Origin of the sequence: Sphingobacterium sp. BIGb0116, from assembly GCF_024808035.1 — a bacterium.
GTDB lineage: Bacteria > Bacteroidota > Bacteroidia > Sphingobacteriales > Sphingobacteriaceae > Sphingobacterium > Sphingobacterium paramultivorum.
This window is the reverse complement of the sequence record NZ_JANUDT010000012.1, coordinates 149,050-171,211: the sequence shown is the minus strand read 5'-3', so window position 1 is coordinate 171,211 and position 22,162 is coordinate 149,050. Positions and strand designations below refer to the sequence as shown.

18 protein-coding genes are annotated in these 22,162 nt (G+C 38.6%); 9 read left to right on the top strand and 9 right to left on the bottom strand.

Annotated features, from left to right (window positions below; all coding sequences use genetic code 11):
• Positions 1–44: 44 nt before the first annotated feature.
• A complete protein-coding gene (locus M2419_RS24990) occupies positions 45–2,717 on the bottom strand; it encodes a DEAD/DEAH box helicase family protein (RefSeq protein WP_259255817.1) in 2,673 nt (890 codons plus the stop codon).
• 535 nt (positions 2,718–3,252) lie between these two features.
• On the opposite strand from M2419_RS24990, the gene M2419_RS24985 reads away from it, so the two are divergent.
• Complete coding sequence (locus M2419_RS24985; protein ID WP_259255816.1) at positions 3,253–3,711, top strand: hypothetical protein; 459 nt, start codon at positions 3,253–3,255, stop codon at positions 3,709–3,711.
• A 42-nt stretch (positions 3,712–3,753) separates the two neighbouring features.
• Here M2419_RS24985 and M2419_RS24980 read toward each other — a convergent pair whose 3' ends face one another.
• From M2419_RS24980 to M2419_RS24965, 4 genes are all read right to left on the bottom strand, one after another.
• Positions 3,754–4,341: a hypothetical protein gene (locus M2419_RS24980; RefSeq protein ID WP_259255815.1), complete on the bottom strand. Its 588-nt coding sequence runs from the start codon at positions 4,339–4,341 to the stop codon at positions 3,754–3,756.
• 144 nt (positions 4,342–4,485) lie between these two features.
• On the bottom strand, positions 4,486–4,884 hold the full coding sequence (locus M2419_RS24975; RefSeq protein ID WP_159728492.1) for an STAS/SEC14 domain-containing protein: 399 nt from the start codon (positions 4,882–4,884) through the stop codon (positions 4,486–4,488).
• A gap of 126 nt (positions 4,885–5,010) precedes the next feature.
• Positions 5,011–5,607 (bottom strand): DNA-3-methyladenine glycosylase, encoded by a 597-nt coding sequence (locus M2419_RS24970; RefSeq protein ID WP_259255814.1) that lies wholly within the window; start codon positions 5,605–5,607, stop codon positions 5,011–5,013.
• 752 nt (positions 5,608–6,359) lie between these two features.
• Positions 6,360–8,138 carry an NPCBM/NEW2 domain-containing protein gene (locus tag M2419_RS24965; RefSeq protein WP_259255813.1) on the bottom strand — a complete coding sequence of 593 codons (1,779 nt, stop codon included), beginning with the start codon at positions 8,136–8,138 and terminating at the stop codon, positions 6,360–6,362.
• A gap of 559 nt (positions 8,139–8,697) precedes the next feature.
• On the opposite strand from M2419_RS24965, the gene M2419_RS24960 reads away from it, so the two are divergent.
• From M2419_RS24960 to M2419_RS24945, 4 genes are all read left to right on the top strand, one after another.
• Positions 8,698–9,630: an SPFH domain-containing protein gene (locus M2419_RS24960; protein ID WP_075992121.1), complete on the top strand. Its 933-nt coding sequence runs from the start codon at positions 8,698–8,700 to the stop codon at positions 9,628–9,630.
• Between the two features lie 1,088 nt (positions 9,631–10,718).
• Positions 10,719–11,033, top strand: coding sequence for a hypothetical protein (locus M2419_RS24955; RefSeq protein WP_259255812.1), 315 nt, complete (start codon positions 10,719–10,721; stop codon positions 11,031–11,033).
• 67 nt (positions 11,034–11,100) lie between these two features.
• The gene (locus M2419_RS24950; protein WP_259255811.1) at positions 11,101–11,877 is read left to right on the top strand and encodes a GLPGLI family protein; all 777 of its coding nucleotides are present in this window, start codon (positions 11,101–11,103) and stop codon (positions 11,875–11,877) included.
• On the top strand, positions 11,858–14,548 hold the full coding sequence (locus M2419_RS24945; protein WP_259255810.1) for a carboxypeptidase-like regulatory domain-containing protein: 2,691 nt from the start codon (positions 11,858–11,860) through the stop codon (positions 14,546–14,548). Before M2419_RS24950 ends, M2419_RS24945 begins: the two co-directional genes overlap by 20 nt.
• Positions 14,549–14,653: 105 nt before the next feature.
• Here the strand turns inward: M2419_RS24945 and M2419_RS24940 are convergent, their stop codons facing one another.
• Complete coding sequence (locus M2419_RS24940) at positions 14,654–15,541, bottom strand: alpha/beta fold hydrolase (RefSeq protein WP_259255809.1); 888 nt, start codon at positions 15,539–15,541, stop codon at positions 14,654–14,656.
• Between the two features lie 123 nt (positions 15,542–15,664).
• Here M2419_RS24940 and M2419_RS24935 point away from each other — a divergent pair, with 123 nt between their 5' ends.
• Both M2419_RS24935 and M2419_RS24930 read left to right on the top strand, forming a co-directional pair.
• Complete coding sequence (locus tag M2419_RS24935; protein ID WP_075992126.1) at positions 15,665–16,033, top strand: MerR family DNA-binding protein; 369 nt, start codon at positions 15,665–15,667, stop codon at positions 16,031–16,033.
• A gap of 47 nt (positions 16,034–16,080) precedes the next feature.
• Positions 16,081–16,572 (top strand): hypothetical protein, encoded by a 492-nt coding sequence (locus tag M2419_RS24930; protein WP_153845495.1) that lies wholly within the window; start codon positions 16,081–16,083, stop codon positions 16,570–16,572.
• A gap of 38 nt (positions 16,573–16,610) precedes the next feature.
• Here M2419_RS24930 and M2419_RS24925 read toward each other — a convergent pair whose 3' ends face one another.
• From M2419_RS24925 to M2419_RS24915, 3 genes are all read right to left on the bottom strand, one after another.
• Positions 16,611–18,152, bottom strand: coding sequence for a YdiU family protein (locus M2419_RS24925; protein ID WP_259255808.1), 1,542 nt, complete (start codon positions 18,150–18,152; stop codon positions 16,611–16,613).
• 170 nt (positions 18,153–18,322) lie between these two features.
• On the bottom strand, positions 18,323–18,748 hold the full coding sequence (locus M2419_RS24920; RefSeq protein WP_259255807.1) for a luciferase family protein: 426 nt from the start codon (positions 18,746–18,748) through the stop codon (positions 18,323–18,325).
• 15 nt (positions 18,749–18,763) lie between these two features.
• Positions 18,764–19,690, bottom strand: a complete 927-nt coding sequence (locus M2419_RS24915) for a hypothetical protein (RefSeq protein ID WP_259255806.1) — start codon at positions 19,688–19,690, stop codon at positions 18,764–18,766.
• Between the two features lie 583 nt (positions 19,691–20,273).
• On the opposite strand from M2419_RS24915, the gene M2419_RS24910 reads away from it, so the two are divergent.
• Positions 20,274–21,314 (top strand): endonuclease/exonuclease/phosphatase family protein, encoded by a 1,041-nt coding sequence (locus M2419_RS24910; RefSeq protein ID WP_259255805.1) that lies wholly within the window; start codon positions 20,274–20,276, stop codon positions 21,312–21,314.
• 154 nt (positions 21,315–21,468) lie between these two features.
• Positions 21,469–22,128: a vancomycin high temperature exclusion protein gene (locus M2419_RS24905; RefSeq protein WP_259255804.1), complete on the top strand. Its 660-nt coding sequence runs from the start codon at positions 21,469–21,471 to the stop codon at positions 22,126–22,128.
• The last annotated feature ends 34 nt before the right edge of the window (positions 22,129–22,162 follow it).

The window sequence follows — 22,162 nt, the reverse complement described above, 5'->3', positions numbered from 1 at the left end:
TATAGTGGAAAATCTTTTATTTTACCTGACATAACGTTTTCGGATTACCGCCACTTACTTACCTGCAGTACGTTTTCATCCAGTTGTGCCGCTAATGATTTCGCCCGTGCTTTTAAGATCAATTTTCTGCCAGTAATTGTTCGGGTAAAGATTAAATCACAATTCCCTACGTGTGCTTCCCACTGATTGCTAAAATATTCGGCGAACTCTTTTTTGCGTGCCAGCAGTTCCGGAACAGCATGATAATCTTCCTGCTTGACAAAAAAAGCAAATTTGTTTTTCCTGACAATCACATAACGCGGATTATTGATCGGTGCTATAATCTCCTGTAATGCATTGATGAATATTGATTTGTCGTATGTTGTGCCCCCTTCTAAATGGCAGTAAACGGAACCCGAGCGATCAACTTGCGTTTCTACGCGTACTTCGTTTCGATCAGTCCGTATGATATGAGCTTTTAGCAAGCCATTTAAGAGTGCATAACTCACTTGGTTGAGATCTTTGGAAATATCTCGGTATTTCAAATATAGTCTGAGTGACCTGACTGTATTTCTACCGAAAAGCAGCATTCCGACTGCACCCAAACTGGCCATGTAAATATAAAAATCTTTTAGGCTTTGCATATTTTTTAATGCTCTAAAAAATCCCTGTACATTGTCAAGTCCAAAACTAAGCCAGGCAGCGCCCACTGTCGCGAGTACGTTTCTAATTGTTTTGTTGAGATACAACGATTTTACACGTTGATAATCTTGTTCTTCAGCAAAAGGTATCTTGATCTCCTCGACGAGATTCACTCCTTTGCTAAGTGCATCATTCCACCGCTGTCTGAGGTTCTCTCGGTTGGCAGCAAATAGCAACATTTCCGCATTTTTCCGTGAAATTTCCCCAACGTTGTTTATGTTTTCGGGTAGATCAAAACGGCCTATACCATTTTCAATTTCAGGTTCTTGTCGCAGCGAGACGCCGACAAAACTTTTGAACCGTCGCTTTAATAATTTAAGGTCATCACCGCCCGTTGCGGAAGTGGAGTCTGCACATACCAAATGCCAGATATTTGCCGTTTTGTCCTTATTGCCCTGTTGTGCTCTGATAGCCCGACCCCGCATCTGATTGGAAAGTACAAATGAGCCGACAAAGCTCGCTAAAATCAGGGCATTGATTGCCGGAGCGTCCCAGCCTTCACCTAACAATGACTTGGTCCCCAGTAGGACTTCAATTTCTCCAGTCTGGAATAGCTGTGTGACGATGTGAACGATATCGTGTTTAAGTCCCTCTGTTTGGTTTATTAAAAGGTAATTTGTATCAAAAGGAACAGGGCTCGCAGCGTTGTCATAAATATCATACTTAGCAGCAGTGGTTTGAAATACAGCGTAAGTGCTAGCCGGAATAATGATCAAGGATCCTGTAAGCACAGCGATTTTCTTATTATTCTTATTTTCCCGTCTCAATTTTTCGAAAATAGGTATAACACCTATTTTGTTCAATTCAAGCGTATTATGGTCGGTGCTTACATAGAATTCTTTTCGGATAAAATCCGAAAGGACTACCAACCGTAGGTTTTTACCCAATTTTTCATATTCAAAATCCACAATCGCTGTAATAGCGTCCATTTTACTGATACTGGATGTCAAATATTGTCGGACACGGCTATTTTGGGAAAAGTTCACCCGTTTTCTTTCCGTGGCACCATGCCTTTGTAATCTATTTTCTAGCATGTTGCGGTGTTCTTCAAACGCATTGAAATGTACCTTTTCCTGGTACAGATAAAATTCAAGTAGAATTTCGAGCCATTCATAATCCAGGCGAGGTATTTTAAAATCTTTGCCACCGATGATCTCCATATGGAGCTCGGGAATTGGAATTTGGTTGGCATGGAGAAAAATTAAGAATGCTGAGTAATATTTCAGGTTATTATAGACCCAGTCGAGATCATCCATCGGGTTTAACCATATAGGATGATTTTGGACCGCCTGAAGTACGATTTTGTCGCTGCTTACTTCCTTAAACAGTTTAAGCATGCTATCCCTATAATCGGCAATAAACTGTCTTTCCTTCTGGCTAGGATTGGTGAAATAGATATAATCCTGATGCGGACATAGATCACTCTCAATGACAAGTTTGGGGACGGAAATTTCTGCATCTATGGGACCATTTAGATCCATGTAGCGCTGCCATTCTGTTGGAGTGACATCGTAAGGTGGAGTTGCTGTTAGACCAACAACCGTCGGCTTCAGCTTTTTCTTTATATGGGTTAATGTATGCCACCATTCATTTTTAAGATGGTGTGCTTCGTCGACGACAATCGTGCCAATTTTTTGCGATTTCAATCCCTTTAGGATAAGCTCAAGGTTTGACCCGAGCTCCGGCGCATCCTGATCATTGCAGGCAGCATGCAGTCCCTGATAGGTTACTACGGTGAAAAATTTTGGATTCCGGATATCCCTGGAGATCCAGTCCGGCATGGTGTCCGTTTGAAGAAAAAGTTCACAGAACCGTTGTATCCATTGGTTACGGATTGCACGCGTCGGTGCGAGAATTAGGGTTGGTTTATTGATGCGTATAGCGACTTCAAGCCCCAAAACCGTCTTACCTGAACCGGGAGGTGCCACCACATGTAAATGACCATCTTTAAGATGCTCTTGTAATTCTTCAAGTACCCGTTGTTGGTACTTGCGCCATGAATATTTGAATTTAATTGCTTTAGGGTATTCAGTCAATAGATCCGGATAATTTAAAATTTACACTATATTGTAGCGCAATATACCAATTTTGGTTGCAAATACGATTTGCAGTAGAAAACTCGTATAATTCCTTCTATTGACCTCGAATATAAGTTATATATTGAATAAATTTTATTTAAGTTAAATTCCGTGTAAGCTTTCCGAAGAGGAAAAATAGCCGTTTTATCCAACATGGAGGTGCCTCCTAAGTACGTTTAATGCATTTTAAAAGCACTAGTCCCTTGTGCCTGATCAGTGTTATATCCGTGCTTGATCCGTACATCCTTCAAAAACGGGCTAGTTTCAAGCGATTAATTTTAGCAGTTGGTTAATTTTTGATTAATTCTGGACGAGCGGGATTTGGCATCGTTTCATCCTCCGTTAGGCTTATTGGACAGCGGAACAATTATTATTCGCGGAGACAGAATTTATATTCGTACATCACTCCCGGAAAATAACTTGATATCTTTGTAAGCGTACTTGAAAGTGTTATCGATGAATAGACAACAATAATTATAAAAATACGGGTAATATGGGAAAAATTATATTCAGATTTTGGTTGCTTAATGTACTGATAAGTGTCGCGCTATTTATCCTATACCGACTTGTTATTGCAGAGACGAATACGGCTGCTACAGGATTTCTGGAGACGATTATAGTTATACTGGACATTGTTGTCAATTTAGGTTTTTCAACAATTTACCTTTTCGTAGTGATTTTATGTTCTTTACTATTTTTTCTAAATCACATCGAAAAAATTCGCCGAAATAAAGTATTATCGTTTCTGACATTTTCGGGAATACCTGCTGTTTGTCTGGTCTTACTGATTATTTATATTTTGGCTGGAGTTTATAAATATAATATGGTTCTTGACCCGTTAAAAATGCTGCTCCTTTTTTTCGTTGTTTATCTAGCCAGCACCGTCTTAGAATTTGTCCTGTTCAGAAAAATAATCGAAAAACAGCAAGCTGCTCCGAAAGTTAAGCAATAAAACTGCATCATTGTCGTCTGTCTGACTATTTGTTTAATCAAATTAATCAAAATTGGCTGAGTTCAGATACCCCGATGATCTTAATGTTTCTAAGATGTAATTCGCTTCAGCTTGATCCATATCATTCGCGAATTTTATTGTTTTAAAACCATATTCAAATCGAATAGTCCCTCTATTTTTAAACAACGACAAATCATTCCTGCGGCCCCAAAAAACGAATTCAAAGGGCTCCTCTTCGATATGAAAATTCTTTACTTCCCGTAGATCAAATATCTTATTTCTGAAGAATATATCATTTTTTCTGGCCATGCTGATCTGCTCACGATCTATCACGATGATTTCTTTTCCAATTAAGTACCACGATAATGTTTTAATCACAAATAAGCCCCCCAGAGTCCAGCCAATCAACCAGATTACTTGAAACAACCGGTCAAATTCTAATCCGCTATTTCCGTTATTAAAAAAGTCCTTTACGAACGAGCCTCCAACAAAATTTAATCCAATAAACCAAGCGACCAGCCACAAACTAAGGAATGCTATGACAGGCATATGTTTTTTTGCTGGGATGGTAATTTGGTATCCATTTGACGTTTGGTCAATATTTGCAATACCATCATAAGGTCTTTCCATGGTGATAATTTGTTACTCGTTCAAAATTGGTTAATTTAACAGGGACTAATATGCGAAAAGTCAAACAATAAAAAACTATTTTTTATCATTAAATTATATTAATTTTTTCAGGATAAGCCATTTGATTTATGCGTAATTCGCAGATCAAATTTTTTTATTGTTGTTCTCGATGAATTCTAATGCTTCCTCTAACTGATTTTCATCAAAATATCGCTCTTCTAAAGCCGAGTTAAATAAATGGAGCATCTTGTTTTCAATATTGACTATTGACTTCATGAAATCAGAATGGGATACAACCGCACAGCGTCCGATTTTTCCGAAATGTTTAATTCCCCATAATTCCCCTTCAAAAAATGCTTTTAATTTCATGTCTTTCATCATAGACATGTCTTTAACCTTAATCAATATGTTGACATGCGCATAACCTTCATTCAATTTTTCTTCGAAAAGTTGTTCTATCAAAAGCGCATCAATTTCTGTAAATGATCCTATTAATTCCAACGCAAGTGCATTGCCTTTAAATTTTTTTATTTGATTGATCATGATGGTTTGTTGGTTTTATTGTTTTGCATGTCATCTATATCGTAAAGTTAAAAAATATGGAACGTAATTGAAATTCAGTTATTCACATGAATTAAAACCCAATTGCGGGGGCTGACGAATGAATGGTCACTTTCTGGCATATTTACTTTCCTTTACAAAAAAACGTAGAGGTAGAGCCGCGTGTTCCTGAGCATAAGCAATACCGATTCGTGCTGCTTTTCCGATTTGTGCGGGATTGTATTTTAATCCCTGATCTTCAATCCAAATGCGGTCGTCGGTCAATAGCGCATCATTAAACGACGCGTCAATTCCCAAAGCTTTGGCCGAAGAACCCGGTCCGTTGGAAAATGAGGGTTTTTCTGGCAGCACGTGTCTCCGCAAAGCCATCACGTCAATGCCAACGAGCGGTTCAATACTTCTTATTAAAACGCATTGGGGATCCGCTGCACCGGACGTAACAATATTCAACAGATGGTGAATTCCATAACATAGGTATACATAGGCCACACCACCTTCACGATACATCGGCTCAGTCCTGGAGGTTCTCTTTCCGTTAAATGCATGAGATGCTTTATCCATAACGCCAAAGTAAGCTTCAGTTTCGACAATTCTACCCCCTGTTAGCAGGCCGTCTTTTTGCGTATAGAGTACCTTTCCTAACAGATCTTCTGCCAGGAATAAAGTATCGTTATTGTTATAATAAGATTTAGGCAGTTTACTCATCCTTTATACAAAAAATTGACTTATTTATCATTCGTATGTTACTCGTATCAGTAGAGGCATTCAATCCTTCTCTAAGCACAGTTTTGTTTATCCCTATTTCCGAGTTCTTTTTCTCCTAGGTTACATCGTATGTGTTCTCCAAGATTAGCCAATCCAAATCTGAAAGCAATACCATGCCATAACTGGCAACATCAATAACCTTACCCATCATCATCTATGAATCAAATTGTCAACGATTATGTCCATCGTCTAACGTTGATTAAATATAGGGAAAATCAACATTTTATCGCTAACGAAGAGTAGTTAAGCAAATGATTTTCAAACTCAAATTACAGCGCGGATAAAAAGCCTTTTTATCTTAATTTTCGTAAAGCCTAACAGCGGCAATAGGGAAGGTGGCATAGGCTGACAAATAGTAAGCAATGTATACGTATGGTCTGCCAAAAAAATATGATGACGGCGATTTTTCAGGTATCCATACCAATATTGCTTTAACGTGGCACGCAGCAAATAAGGACAACATTGTGGCGCTGAGCACTGAGCTGACGGAAGCAGAAATACAAAGGTATTTACACATTACCTTGCCCTGATTGACCGAGCCAAGGTTCGGTTTTTTGTGATGGCAAAAAATTTTGATGAGCTGCTGAACCGCAAAGAAAATAGGAGTGAGATCAAATTGCCAGGCCAACTCTGGAATATGTAAGCTCCTGGAAATACCTTTACGAACTGGATGAATAGGGGGCGTCGTTTTTTTATTTTATAAGATATGGGTTGCACCAAATTGACCAGGCATTAAAGTTGTTGCCGCTTTGATCTTGCGTAAGGAGCTCAAGATCATCGACACCTGTTATATCTAGATCAAAAAGATGCTGTTCATTGGGCTTGACATTATGGGAAGAAAGGATTTTCCCATTACCACGGATGATAAATTGAATGCCCTCTGGTTTTTGAGCGCCGTCACGTAAAGCTGCGATGATTTTTAATTGCCGCCACTTTTTTGCAAGCTTGTACTTATATAGGGATGGTGCATGGGCATATAATCCTTTGCGATATACCTTAGCGCTGTTTTCTAGGAAAAATAAAGCGTTAGATTCTGCTGTGTAATAATTTCTCGCTGGGTTTTCCCAACCTACGTAAGCTTCTTCCCATGCTGCGTCAGAAAGAAAAATACTATCCTTTTTTATGGTTTTAAGGTTGATGGGTTGGTCGTCCTGCAACAATTGATTTAAGATACTCAACTTGGCCTGTTTTTGATTATCCAGGCTGTCATTTTCTACTACTCTAATCAGGTCATTGACGGTAGCCTGACCAAAATTGTTAATGGTAAGGAAATCTCCATCGTTACTATGGCTAACCATTTTTCGGTATTCTTTAACTGATCCGTTGTCAAATAAAAACAGCATTCTAATTTCATAGGGTATATTGCCTTCAAAAGGAGCAATATCAATTTCTACAGAATTGCTCTGGTTGACTACAGCGGTAAAGCTGTTGCTCAAATACTCGGAGGTATTATAAGGGTGGATCAACGCTACAACGCCATATGGTACTGTACCTGCACGGTACTGGAGCTTTAATTTTGTCGTATTTTCAGCTTGAAATAGCTTAAATGATTGTAATAGGAATTCGTTTTTTTGTTGGATAGGTTTTGGTCGCTGTGTAAATATGGGATGACTACTTAATTGAAATACTGAAGCTTTGGAAAATTTAGCTGATTTTAAACCTCCCCATTTTTCGTCTTTGTAGTGCCTGCTGCCATATTCTCCCATTAAGGAAATCGTTTTTGAATTGAACTCATTTGGAAAACCATGATCGTGTGGTAATCCAAAAAGGTGGCCCATTTCATGTGCTATCCCACCTAGGTACCAACTGTTGAACTCTCCTACAGTACATGCTTTATTTGTGGCAAACATCTCAGTAAAAGTTATTTTGGTGCTTGCGTCCGTGAGTAGTGCCGGATCTAGGAGGTCGCAGTCTGCAACCATGCACAAGCCCGAGGAAGCAGAACCCCTGCCATAGTATGGCGAATGAAAGATGTAGGTACCATTTTCATCTTTATGGCTTAAAGCATTAATGACAAGAATATGTTCGGTGTTTGGATTGATAGCAGGTGCCAGTTTTTCGAAGATTTCATTTTCTATTTCACGCCCTGAATTTATTGTATAATCATTTGAGGATTTCGCCCCTTGAACCAAGTGGTACCGATAACCCGAATCGTCTGTCTCAAAAGAGATACCATCACTCTTAAATCCCGAATTTCCAAGCTCAGTTTTGTAATAGGAGGAGATATCTTTCAGTGTTCGGTCGAGACGATTTTTCCAATCGGAAGATAGTTTTGTGTCAGCAGGATAAAAATAAACAACCTTAACAGTATGAAGCAGTTTATTTTTATTTGTTGAAATTGCTCCTTGAGCGAATTGGTTGAGTGTTATTAGTAAAATAGACAGCATTATCCAGAGGAAGTTTGGCTGACGTTTCATCCATGGTACTATACAATCGCTATTGATTTCAATTAGGTTTAATCTAGGTTTCATATTATCTAGACACTAAGTTAAATAAAATCAGCATGATTTTCATTAATAATATGCATAAGTTCTTCTTCTATATAGTTTTATATCCTATTTGGCTTGAAACGCTGGTTAAGTGGAAATCAAAATATTCTTCCTTACGATAACCCAGGAGATCAAGTTCAGCTTGATTGCCCCAAATAATAACTCCTCCGTTTTTTGTCTTTTGTGGTTTCTATTTTCATATTTTGTTTGGGTGGAGTGCTGTCCATCTATCAAGGTGTTATGCATATGCGGGAGCCCGAATTGATGAAATATCCTTTGTGGAATTATATCGTCTTGATACTCTCACGTATTTGTTATAGCAGCTGCTTTCGTTTTATAAATGGGAGTATCAGCGGAGGTAGCTTTATGCCAGGATTGCAGAGGTAAAGCGTTGATTATGCCTACTACGATCAGATGAACCATTGTGATATTTGGAGATGATAACTTAGCGATTGATATTTACCGAAAAATGAAGGAATTGATATAAGAATGACAATGTAAAGATGTAAGTTTGTATATCACCAATATTAAATTTAAGGTTATGCTATATTTAGGAATTCTAGTCTTTTTTGGACTTATTACATTATTTGCTTCATTTTATACGGTAAAACAAGAATCTGCTGCTGTGATAGAAAGGCTGGGTAAATTTTTAAAAGTGAGTCATGCTGGTTTGCATTTAAAAATTCCGTTTTTGGATCAAATATCTAAACGTCTGAATCTTAGAATAAAGCAATTGGATGTCATAATTGATACCAAAACACTGGATAATGTTTTCATCAAGATGAAAGTTTCTGTCCAGTATCAGGTAATCAGAGACAACGTAAAAGATGCTTATTATCGTTTGGAGAATCCCGAAAATCAGATCACATCGTATGTTTTTGATGTTGTGCGTGCTGAAGTTCCAAAAACAAAATTAGATGACGTTTTCGTAAGAAAAGATGATATTGCCATTGCCGTAAAAAGTGAATTGCAGGATGCGATGCAAAGCTACGGTTACGATATTATTAAAGCATTAGTGACAGATATTGATCCTGATGAACAGGTCAAACATGCCATGAACAGAATCAACGCTGCTGAACGCGAAAAAACAGCCGCAGAATATGAGTCTGAGGCTCAGAGAATACGAATTGTTGCTGTAGCAAAAGCTGAGGCAGAATCTAAAAAACTACAGGGACAGGGTATCGCAGATCAGCGAAGAGAGATTGCGAAGGGACTGGAAGAATCTGTAAAAATGCTGAATGCTGCCAATATCAATGCACAGGAAGCCTCTGCGTTAATCGTGGTTACGCAACATTATGATACACTGAATGCTATCGGCGCCAATAGCAGAAGTAATTTGGTTTTGCTTCCTAACTCGCCGACAGCAGCAAGCTCTATGCTGAATGATTTGGTTGTTTCAATTGCAGCGGCACAGAAGATTGATGGACATAATAGTGCGCAATTGCCTGATCTTCCTAAAGATGGCGGTCTTTAGGGATAGAAATCCAAAGAAGCTCTTCCATAGACGTATTATCTAAATGTTGATGTAACTGAATTCCTCAAAAGTAGGATATGGGATAAGATTACCAAGGGTACCACCAGGTTGGGCAATAAAGCATATGGAAATTGTAACATAGCAATATTTGGCTGATCATAAGCGATCAATTGTATAGGAATTGGGGATGACAGTATTCCTAGAAGAACAACAATGAGAACTGAGCAAATACCGAATATGTTCCATAATCTGAAAATCTGGAAATTGAAAATTTTACGAAAGAATATGCCCGTTATCAAAAATATTAAGGCAGTAATTCCGAAAACTATATCATAATTGCAGCCAATAAAAGTCATTTCTCGCGGCAGCATTTTAGTTTTGAATAAAGCATAGAGAATAAATTCTACTGGAATACGCAAGATATGTATCGCCAAAAGCAAATACATATTTATTTTTGTATTAACCAATAGTATCGAACAACAGACGATTGTTATAACTGTACCCAATAGCGTTAAGGCGAAAGATGGGGGAAATTGTATAAAGAACCCTGCAACAGCGGCAAATGATATGAAGAGAGACCAAATGATATAAACTCGCGTAGAAAGTTTGTGGCGTACAGCGAACCAAAATAATACAAAACAACTTATTGTAATAGCTATAAATAGATTCTGCATGATTAAAAAGCATATATCTTATAAAACTAAAGCATAAAAGGCCTAAAATACTTGCCTTAAGGCAAGTATTTTAGTGACAGGAATTCCTCGCTATATGCTTTTGACCAAAATGAGAATATTATAACGACAGATGCTCCAAGCATTGGTCATTATCGAGAAAATTTTATTTAGCTTCCCTCAACAGGTATTTAGGAGAGCTTTTTACTTCGTTACCTCAAAACGATTTGCTCCATAATTCGAGTTATTCAGTGATAAGCCCATTGCGAATAGTAACTAATAAGCTACGAATTCTAAGTGACCATTTACAGATATTTAATCATCATTTAAATAATTAAATGTGTCTTTATTTTTACTGCCATATACAAGGGTATGCCGTCAAAACATACCATGGTTTAACAAGTAAATTTAAAGACAATGAAAAGATTAATGATGAGTTTGGTAGCAATGGTGATGCTATCATCTGTTGCTTCGGCCAAGACAGCCGCAACAACAGTCAACGGAAATGCATCTGTGGAAACAACTTCCCAGCGCCTGGCCAACAATACGGTTAGGGTTACCGAGGCAACCACTGAAACGAATGCGGCATTCGTACGCTGTAATTTTAAAGTAAGTATTTATAGCTGTGATGGTGTTTTATTAGGCAGCGCTGTCTACACAGATTATGCTTCTTCAGCTGGCGGCTGTGCTAATTTCTTTGCAGCAATGCATGACTGGGTTGCAAACAACTAAACTTTTATTCATTCTTACACAAAAACAAAAGCGGGGCTTTGACCCCGTCTTTCTAAACTAAATTATCATGCGTAAATATTATATATTCTTTTTATTTCTATTCCTTTCCAGATTATCTTCTGCACAGCGGCTTCATGCGACATATGAATACATCCCATCAGCCATGGCTACTTTTAAAGAAGATGTCTATTATGATGGAACAGTGAAGATTGCTGTTCGTGATTCGATGCCAATACGCAAGCAGGAGCTCAACAAAGATGGCGATGATGAAGTAGCTTCCTCATTTTCGATAACAATCGGATCTGGCAAGAGGTATAACAGGGTCGTGATCCATCAAAATAAGGCTGACCAACAGTTAGAAACCCGTTCCATTCAAGGTGTTAACTATTTGGTGACGGACAAATTTCCGGCATTGGTCTGGAATACCGATTACACCGATGTGGATACGTTAGGCAAACATGTATGCCACAAAGCAACGGCCTCTTATCGTGGAACTACTTTGGTCGCTTATTATACCAATGATATTCCCGTGCCTGTGGGACCATCGAAATTTGGTGGCTTGCCGGGCCTTATTGTGATGCTGTATAACGAAAGTGCCAATCCGAACTATTGGTACCTGAAGGAGGTAAATTATCCCTATGCGGGAAATATTCCCGTAAATGATAAATATATCCAGTCTTTACCCAAATTGAGCCTGGAAGAATTTGTCAAGAAAGACGACCAAATCAATGAAGAACAAATGCGTATTATGTACAGCAAAATGCCAATGATGGAAGGTGTAAGCGTTGATAGACAAAAAGTTAGAGGCAGTGTAGAGCAAGTGTATGAATGGGAACATCAATAAGCGGATAGCGGCCTTATTCAGCTTTTGTCTGTTGTTTATGGTCGTACATGGACAGGTTGCTATCCACGGAAGCGTTAGTACTGAGGGAAAAGCGTTAGGAGGGGTACGTATTGATTTACGGCGTGATGGCGATAACAAAATGTTGGCTTATACGTTTAGCGACGGCCAAGGCAAATATCATGTGCAAACGGCCCAAAGTGGACCATTTACGTTGCTATTCAAGGCGCTGAGCTTTAAGCCAGCTTCACTTTCGATTACGCCTACGCAGGCCGACACGCTGATTGATGTACAGTTATTAGCTGGAGGGGTGGAGCAATTGCAGGAAGTGATTGTCCATTCCAAAGGCCCCTACCGCCGGGGCAGAGATACCATTGAGCTTGCTGTGAAATCCTTTTTGCAGGGTGATGAGCGTACGGTAGAGGATCTTCTTCGAAAGATTCCCGGCATTCAGGTGGGGACCGATGGGAGTATCAAAATAGGCAATAAAGAAGTAGAAAAAGTGATGGTGGAAGGGGACGATTTTTTTGAAAAGGGCTATCGCCTGCTGACACAAAGTATGTCCGTTCGTCCCTTGGAAAAAATTCAGATATTGCAGCGGTATTCTAATAATAAACAGCTGAAAGGTATCGAAAATTCGGACAAAATTGCACTAAATCTGCAACTTAAGGAGGAAAGCAGGGCACAGTGGCTTGGCTCGGTGGATGCGCAGGTTGTTCCCATAGGTCCAAAATATTATCAGGTCAATGCGAACTTGATGAATTTTGGAAAAAAGAACAAATATTACCTATTAGGTGCTGCTAACAATAATGGAGTCGATGCCGTAAGCAGTATTAACCACCTGATCCAGTCTGGTTCTCCTGACGAACCAGGTCAGATTGGTGTCGGAATAACAACACCTACTTTGATAGATAATACGCCAAATTTGCCCGGTTTTGATTATAAAAGAACGAATTTCAATAACGATAAGCTGTTGTCCTTGAATACCATTTTAAATCCGACCCCACAGTTAAAGATCAAATGGCTGGGTTTTGCAAATCCTACTAAAAAATCATTTTATCGAAATACCGTTCAGAACTATCATTTGCAGGATATTCAATTTACCAATACCGAAGATTATCAGTTTACCAGAAACATCGATAACTACTTCACGAAACTGGAACTGCAGTTGGAGCCCAATAAGCGTACACTGTTGAGCTATTCAGGTACACTAGGTTCTCTGAGAAAAAATGATTTGGGTGCATTACTGTTTAATGGTGTTCAAAGTGAGGAACTGACCAAAAGTAAAGGATATTTGACCAACCATAATCTGAGTTATAGCTACAAATTTTCGGAGCGGGATGTACTGGTCAGCTCACTACGTTGGATAAAGCAACAGTCGCCATTGGACTACAGTATCAATCAATACTATTATGAAGATTTGTTTGGAGGTAAAGATATCCATGCGGTAAAACAACATATCGAAAATAATCTGCAGTATCTGGGGGCTACTACACACTATGTAAGCCGAAAGAAAAATGGTGATTTTTTTGAGTTGGCCTTCAATATGGCCTACCAGCAGCAACAGCTCAACACTGAATTGAAGTTGTTATCAAATCCAAACGAGTCAGGTGGGACAGCAGTCTCTCCTTCGGGATTTTCCAATGCGATGGACTTAAACGTGTTTCAGACGAACCTTATTTCCAAGTATACCTTTAAACGAAATAAATGGGAATTGACACCCCGCTTGCAGGCAGGTCTTGTACAGAACAGGTTGACAGATTTTGGGAAACCCAAACATAAAAATAGCCTGTTGCTTTCTCCAGGACTATCGGGGAAATGGGTTATCCACCCAAAAGGGCGACTGGAAACAGATCTCTATTTTCAGCAACAGAATACCTCACTCACCGAGCTAATTCCCCATTATTATACGACAGGGGTTCGAAACTTTATTCGAGGAATGGATAATCTAGCGACCTTAAGTAGTTCAGGTGGTACGCTGATATACACTTATGGAAGTATGACAGATCGTTTTTTTGCGAACCTTTCGGCCGGACATCAGATTTTGTTTGATTATATGGGTACAGAAAGCAGTTTAGACCCCAATTTTAGCCTTGTGCAACAAGTATTGCTTAAAAACAAAAAGAGCAGCAATTACAAGGCAGATCTCAATTATTACCTGAAAGTTGTAGGTGGAAATTTCCGTCTGGACTTAGGTGCAAACACGGCAGATTACGAAACATTGGTGGTGGGCGTGGGCAATCGTCAAATTCATACAGAGACATATGATTATGGACTATCGTTTAGAAGTGCATGGAAATCCAGGTTGAATATTTACACAGGTTATGCCCTGCAGTCGGTTACTTATCGCTCAGATAGCAAAACTACACTCAATAATAGCCGCGGATTTCTGAATGTATTTTTGAATATGGGAAAAAATATACAGTGTAATCTAAAGAATGAATCCTATCGCTTTGGCAGTTTCCTTGGGCAGGATTCCAAGACCTATTATTTTTCGGATTTCTCCTTATCTTATGAATTGCGGCAACATAGGACAAGATTTACCATGACAGCAAAAAATATTTTTAATACTCGCTTTTTCAGAAATGCTGAATTGACAGACCTTTATAATACCAGTACCGAATATAAACTTTTGCCGGGTTATATCAGTTTTGAGGTAGATTATAGCTTTTAAGTTTTTATCTTGAAACCAGGACAGAACATATCCTCGAAGATGAAAAATTCTTTCAGGATAGGCCTGCAACCGTTGCTTTTTATTACAAGTTGATTTCATCCGAAATTAGATTGTCAATAAAAACGCTTTGATCAATTCGGCGGTTTCAATAGGTTTTTCCGCAAGAATAAAATGGCCACAGTTTTCAATTTTTTTAAGTGTTAGATTACTGGTGATTTCCGGTAAAGAATGAAGCAGTAGGTCATAGCCACTTGCACCAATCGCCAGGACTGGCATTTCTAATTTACTGTAGCTCGCGTAATCTTTAATATCCTGTGGAAAGGCTTGATACCATGCATTGGAACAACGAATAGCATCTTTATTATCATAAGCTTCACTATAAACAGATCTATCAAATTGGCTTATGCTATCTTTATTAATCAGCAGGTTGTCAAATAACCAAGAGATGACGATTGACATGCGTCCCTCAAGTAACCTTTCCGGTAATTCTTTTACTTGATTAAAAGCTAGCCACCATGGATATAGATAAGTTTCCCCCAAAACAGGTAGCATAGGAAGCTGATACATGCTTGGGTCTGGATGTGGTGTATCCAGCAGTATCAATTTACTAGTTGCTTGAGGATAATTACAAGCAAAACTAAAAGCAACATGTGCACCGATATCGTGACCTGCAATAAAAACGCTGTCCAAGCCTAAATGCTTTACTAATTTGTAGATATCCTTGGCGATGTTCTTTTTGTCGTAACCATTTTCCGGTTTATCCGAGCTACCCATTCCTCTAATTTCAACTACAAATACTTGGTTGCTTTCTGCTAATATAGGCATTACATGATGATACGCCCACCATGTTTCTGGATAACCCGGAATAAGAATTATGGGGTCTCCTTTGCCTCCGTGAACATAATGGATTGAAATGTCATTTATTACGATAAAATTGCTTGTGAAGCCGGGTACAAGTTTAATAAGTTCTTTGTCGGAATATGCTGTTTTCATGATAAAAAGATATTTATAGCGACCATTGATTTTCTATAGACAAATTTAAACTGTATTTTTACAACCAACAAGTATGAAGTATACTTTATACTTGTGGTATTTTTTTAAACTATTGATTATCAAGTGAAATTAATTAGTCAACTAGCGAGGGAAGCGAACATTCCTATTGGAACTATACGTTTTTATGAAAAGAGTGGACTCATTTCTGGCAAGACAAAAAAGGATATAACTTCCAATAACTACGTTTATTACGATGATGAAGTAACCGAAAAACTGAGGTTCATAAAGATGGCAAAAGCTGTAGGTTTTACGTTAGCTGAAATTAAGCAGGTTATTGATGCATGGTATCAAAAAGAGCTAACTCAGACAAGTAAAATGGAAGTGCTCGATCTTAAATTGGAACAGATAGACGCTAAGATAAGGGAACTTAAAGTAATGAAAAAGCAAATCGAACAATGTAAAAGCAATATCCAAAATGGTTTAAGTCGATAACCTATGTTTCCGGCTTTACCTACTCCTAGCTCATTGAAATGAAAAAGATGAAAGAATACAAAATTGCTATTGGATTGTCAACCGTATTGTGTCTAATTGCCTTTTTTATTAGAGATCGGTTTTTAATGTTTTTTACAACCGAAATTATAGGTGAAAGCCCCTTGTTTAAGGATAGCTGGCGTCTACCTGGCCAGGTTTTACCAACACTGATTTTTATTTTCTCTTTTGGAATTCTCCCTTTTCTGTATTTGTCAGTCAAAAATTATTGTAAAGTATCTTCGGTAAGAAATCAACGGCTTTCCCTTCTAATTATCAGTACTTCGGGACTTATATTGTGTTGGGTGCGCTTGGTTTATTTAAAATTTAAAGTTGCTCAGATACGAGACCTGTTAAGAAGGGCCGAGTTTACTTCGGATGGTGATATACCCAGCGTTCGGTTTCAAGATATGCATCTAGAGTCTTATCTCTTAGTAGGCTTACTTGTTGGCTGGCTACTAAGTATTATTATTTTTAGAAAATCTACAAATCCTAAACTTTAATTTCCCCCCTGAATGCTTAACGAGAGGGGGATCTCGTACTATGAACTGCATGAGAGTGTAGAACATCCTGCGGTGTTGTCATAGCTAGAAGGACGTTTGACGGAAAATTTCGGAAATAATTCTTGGTATGGATTTTCTAATGCTTGCGTTAGTTTCATTAACATTGCTGTTTTTCCAGCATTAATTTCTTCAATGCATTGGTAAAGCAGATAGTTCCGCAGTATAAATTTGGGGTTTGTTTTTTTCATTAAATCCAGGGACTCAGCTTTTGAAATTGAATTTGAATACAAGCGGGATTGATACTGTTCCATGAAGTCTTTAAGTCTGCTAAGCTTTTCTTCATTTAAAACAGCGTAAGCTACTGGGCTAAAATGTTCATGTAAATCAGTTTCTGGAGTTATTTTTTCCAATTGATTGAAGAATAAGGTATGATCCAATGCAAGTTCTTGCATTAAACCCTGCCAGTTGTTAAAAAACACCTCATCTTCCTTTTTTAGCCCATCAAATCCGAATTTTTTGCAAAGCATTTTGTCATGAGCTTCCCAAAAATAAACGCCAAAATTATTTAGGGTGTTTTCAAGGAATTTTTCATCGTTGATGATAGGTTGGAGGGCATTCGCAAGTTTCCATAAATTCCAGTTTGCAATCTGTGCCTGCTTTCCAAATGCATATCTCCTTCCTGGTAGATCCGTGGTATTGGGCGTGAAATTTAAATTATATTCATCCATCATTGAATAGGGACCATAATCGATCGTTAGGCCTAAGATCGACATATTGTCTGTATTCATTACCCCATGCACAAAACCTACTCTAAACCATTCTACCATTAAGTCTGCCGTGCGGTTACATACATTTTCAAAAAAATCTTTATATTTCTGCTGATCGGATGAAACAATTTCAGGGAAGTAATTTTCAATCGTAAAATCAAGCAGATCCTGTAATAAGCTGTGCTCCCCCTGAGCAAACATCAGTTCAAAATGTCCAAAGCGAAGGAAGCTTTCGGCAGTTCTGATTACCACGGCTCCTTTTTCGTATTGTGGGTTGCCGTTGTACATGATATCCCGAAGAACATCTTCTCCCGAAAAGGCCAGGCTTAAGGCCCTGGTAGTAGGTATGCCCAAGTGATACATGGCTTCACTCATCAGGTATTCACGTACAGAAGATCGCAATACGGCTCTTCCGTCTGCACGTCTTGAATAGGGCGTTGCACCAGCTCCTTTCCATTGAATTTCGGTCTTCTTACCTGCGGCATTGGTAATTTCGCCTGCAAGAATAGCCCTACCATCGCCCAGTTGTCCGGCCCAGTTACCAAATTGATGTCCCGCATAAGCTGTAGCGTAGGTCTGAATATTGTTAGATAGGTGAGATCCTACCAAAAAGTTAAGATCCTTTTCTTCAAATTTACCCAGCCCTATTTCCTCAGAAAGAGCCTCGTTGAAAGCAATCAGTTGAGGCTGTTCAAACCCAGCAGGTTCGATCGTAGCAAATAACACTTTTGGCGTGCCTCGCTGTGTAGGATTATTGGAAAAATCTCCAGGGAATTTTTTGAGGAAAGGTTGTTTGATCTGTTCAATATTCATACGGCAAAGATATTAATTATAAAAGATATAGACTTTCCAAATTATGGAAAGGTCCTGCATATGGTCAAAGCGTTTTCAGAATGACAATGTTGAGAGAAAAATCAGTTGCTGTCGGACTAGGCTCGCTAATTATTGCAGTGACGGAACAATTCATGAAGATCAAAGCCTGTCTAACAGAATACAGAGTTCTGTTTTTCTCTAGCACGGTCGTAAGCCTTTTTCAAGAGGTAACAGGCATAGGCAACATCTTGCTTATTGTGAAGGTAAAAACTGATCCATCCTGAATTTTTAAATAGATGATGGTCCTTGATTTTTCCGTCCATCATTAATGATTTTTTTAGCTCTTTATTTAATAAAATGTCCACTAAACCATTGCTATGTACATGTGCGAATTCCTTTTCCGAATAATTGAACGCAGTCCCACCATATTTATGGATCCCAACCGTCGTTCCGGGCATACGTTCGACATTTTCTTCCAGGTCATCGATCCAATGTAGCAGTTCGGGCTTCGTAATGAACATCCAAAGTCTCATAAGACTATCAAATAGAATGGCTAATAAAGGGATATCCTTTAAAAAGCCAAGTCTTCTTACCACAAAAGAAAACATAGGTTATCGCTCGCTTAATAGTTTAATATGCTCCATTACTCGGAAATGGACATTCCTAGTGATACTTTCTGCCCAAAGGTCATAATACCAAGTAGGGAAGACATGGAGATTATACCAACTGTTCCCGATAAGGGTAGTGGTACCATTTCCATTGTCTTTCAACATAAATTGACCTCTTTTGATATCTATATGTCCCATAATTTCAGGGTCTTTGGGTTGATCAATGATATCAAAAACTAAGTTTTCATTGACGTCAAATTTTACAATCTTCTCATCGAAAATATATCCGTTGCTGAAAATGCATTTTCGGTTTGCGCCCAATTTATGCTCACTTACCGTTGTGGCCATTGGGCTCGGCATTCCTATATTAAAGAGCCAATAGTTTTCCTTCTGAGATATCGGATCGAAGGCGACCACGTGCTGCCATACTTGTGCTGGACTCGCATGAATCAAGATCTCATCGGAGACCATATTTTCGTGATGATGATCACTCAGGGAGTCAACAATAAAAATTCCAAGTAACAGGCTAACAATGCTTATATTCAATTTTTGATTGCTCTTTTTAAACATTGACCTTCCAATAAAGGCGCCTGCGATAACAAAACCAAAAATAAGAGGGGAAACAATTAAGAGGCAAATAATGCCTTCACCTAAGAATATAAAGCTCAGTAAGATAGCCATGAGACTACCCAAGATAGAGCATGCCGTTATTTGTGTTCCTCTCATGTTGGTATCTTTCCAACACCAAGCCATAATAATACCCATCAACAGTGGAATAATCACAAACTCAGAAAAGACAAGTACACCCACATCCTTGGGCAGCAATGAAGATTGCATACCAATAATTAGAAATGCAAAAATGTTGGCTATTAGAATGCCCTGAACTATTTTAGAACTTCGTACTTTATAAAACGTTTGTTTCAAACTCATCGTATTTGATTGTTAGGCTTCCCGACTCAGGCTGATCTGATTTTAGCCGCATATTCACACACTGCTTAAAGGCGTTTAAGTGAAAAGGCGATATCGGAGCTAATGCTTTTTTAATTGTTAATGACCAGTGGTGTCTCAATATTTATTTCGGTATTTTGTGCCTTTACCCAGGGACCTGCATAATAGTTCCATTCATCATTCGGGCGACCATTTATGAATATGCCACCCACTTTTGGCTTGCTATCCGTTGTGCTAAAACTTTGTATGGCTAAGATATTAAATAATTCGCTATTTAATAAATTTTGGAATGCTGCTAAATATAATGCTATTCAATTGAAGCTGATCAAAATGTTACAAATACGGAAATGCCTTTGCGTTGGAGGTATCCTACTTCTGAATTCGATACAAATCGCGAAAAAGTTGATGAAGCAAGTCTACGACAGTGGGGTGGAGTTGATAATGTGGATAAAATTATTTGGTTATTACAGAAATAAGTAAGAAACTCGCTTATAAGATAATGGTAGAAACCGCATTTCGATAAGAACGTTGTGGTAATGCTTGTTCATAGAAATAGACAACTCCAATGAAATTAAGAAAAATTATATTGCTTTCGGTGATAACCCTTTTAGGGCATACGCTCTTCGCTCAGGCAAAAAATAAGGTAAAGGTACTGCAAATCAATATCTGGCAGGAGGGGACTGTCGTGCCGAATGGGTTTCCTGCTATTGCAGACGAAATTATTGCCAAGCATGCAGATGTCGTTCTCTTTAGTGAAGTCCGCAATTACAAGGGAACAGATTTTATTCAGCGTATACTAACGGAACTCAAAGCTAAGGGGGCCATATATTTTGGCCAGTCCAGTGACGCAAAACTGGATGTCGGTTTTATTTCCAAATATCCGATTGAATCACAGCATGCGCTTTATGAAAAAGATAGTACTATGGGCGGTGTTTTAAAAAGTAAGATCAAGATTGGAAAGCGTTCTTTTGTATGTTATTCTTTACACTTGGACTACACGAATTATGCCTGCTATTTGCCACGTGGTTATGATGGTGTGACCTGGAAAAAGTTAGATCGTCCTGTATCAGACGTAGGTACCATTATTGAGGCTAATCGGAAAAGCAAACGTGATGAAGCTATCCAGGATATCCTGAGCGATGTAGAGAAAGAGGATCAATCACAATCGTTTATTATTGCAGGTGATTTTAATGAGCCTTCGCATTTGGATTGGACATTGGCAACAAAAGATCTTTTTGACCATCGTGGGGCAGTGGTTCCCTGGGACTGTTCGGTTTTATTAGAAAAAGCCGGATTTATAGATAGCTTCCGTCAATTACATCCCAATCCGGTCAGTCATCCTGGTTTTACTTACCCTGCTTTTAACAAGGATGTTCCCATTGAGAAATTGGCATGGGCACCCACAGCGGATGATCGGGATCGGATCGATTACGTTTATTACCGCAGCAAAAAGCCGTTGAAGCCAGTAAAAGCTAACATTGTCGGTCCTGTGGAAACCGTAAAGTATGGGCAGAAGCAGGAAAAAGATAGTGAAGATAACTTCCAGCTGCCCAAAGGCGTGTGGCCAACCGATCATAAAGCGATGTTGGTTATGTTTAAATTCTAGTGCATTAATAGCCATATGAAATATACCGAAAAGACCGTAAGTGCCTACGAATGATAATTTATCTTCAGCGAATTATAATTGGTTCGATTTTTAATAGGTTGTACTGTTAAATTTGTGTTTAAAATGATAAGTTTATCATGAACAAATCAAGCTAATGAAAAAGATTAAAAGGTTCGTTTTAGTGGTCGTCGCTCTATGTGTAGTAGCCCTGGTTGTTGTGGTGATAACCAATAGCAATGTAACGGCTAAAACAGATTCGGTGATTTTCACGGAACTTAAAGATGTGCCAAGAACCAAGGTCGCCATCATTTTTGGCGCTGGTATCAATGGTGATCAGCCAAGTAGATATTTGAAAGATAGACTCGATGCTGGGATTTCGTTGTACAAAAACCACAAAGTGGATAAAATATTGTTGTCGGGAGACAACGGAAGAGACGAGTACGATGAGCTTAGCGTAATGAAGTTGTACTGTCAGAAAAATGGCATCGATACCGCAAAAATTTACATTGACTATGCTGGGTTCGATAGCTATTCGACCATGTACCGGGCAAAATATATATTTAATGTTGATACGGCAATCTTGGTATCTCAGAAATATCATCTAAATAGATGTGTTTATCTGGGCGATAAATTGGGCATAAAATCATTCGGCTATAGTGCAGATCGGGGCGCTTACCCGGGGTATAAATATTATGTATTGAGAGAAAAACTATCAGTTACGAAAGCCGTTTTGGATATAATGAGAAATAGAAAACCAAAGTATTTAGGTAAGGAGGTGGATGTAAACGGAAAATCGAATTACACGAAAGAATAAGTTATGAAATTTTATAGATTGATAGACCATTTAT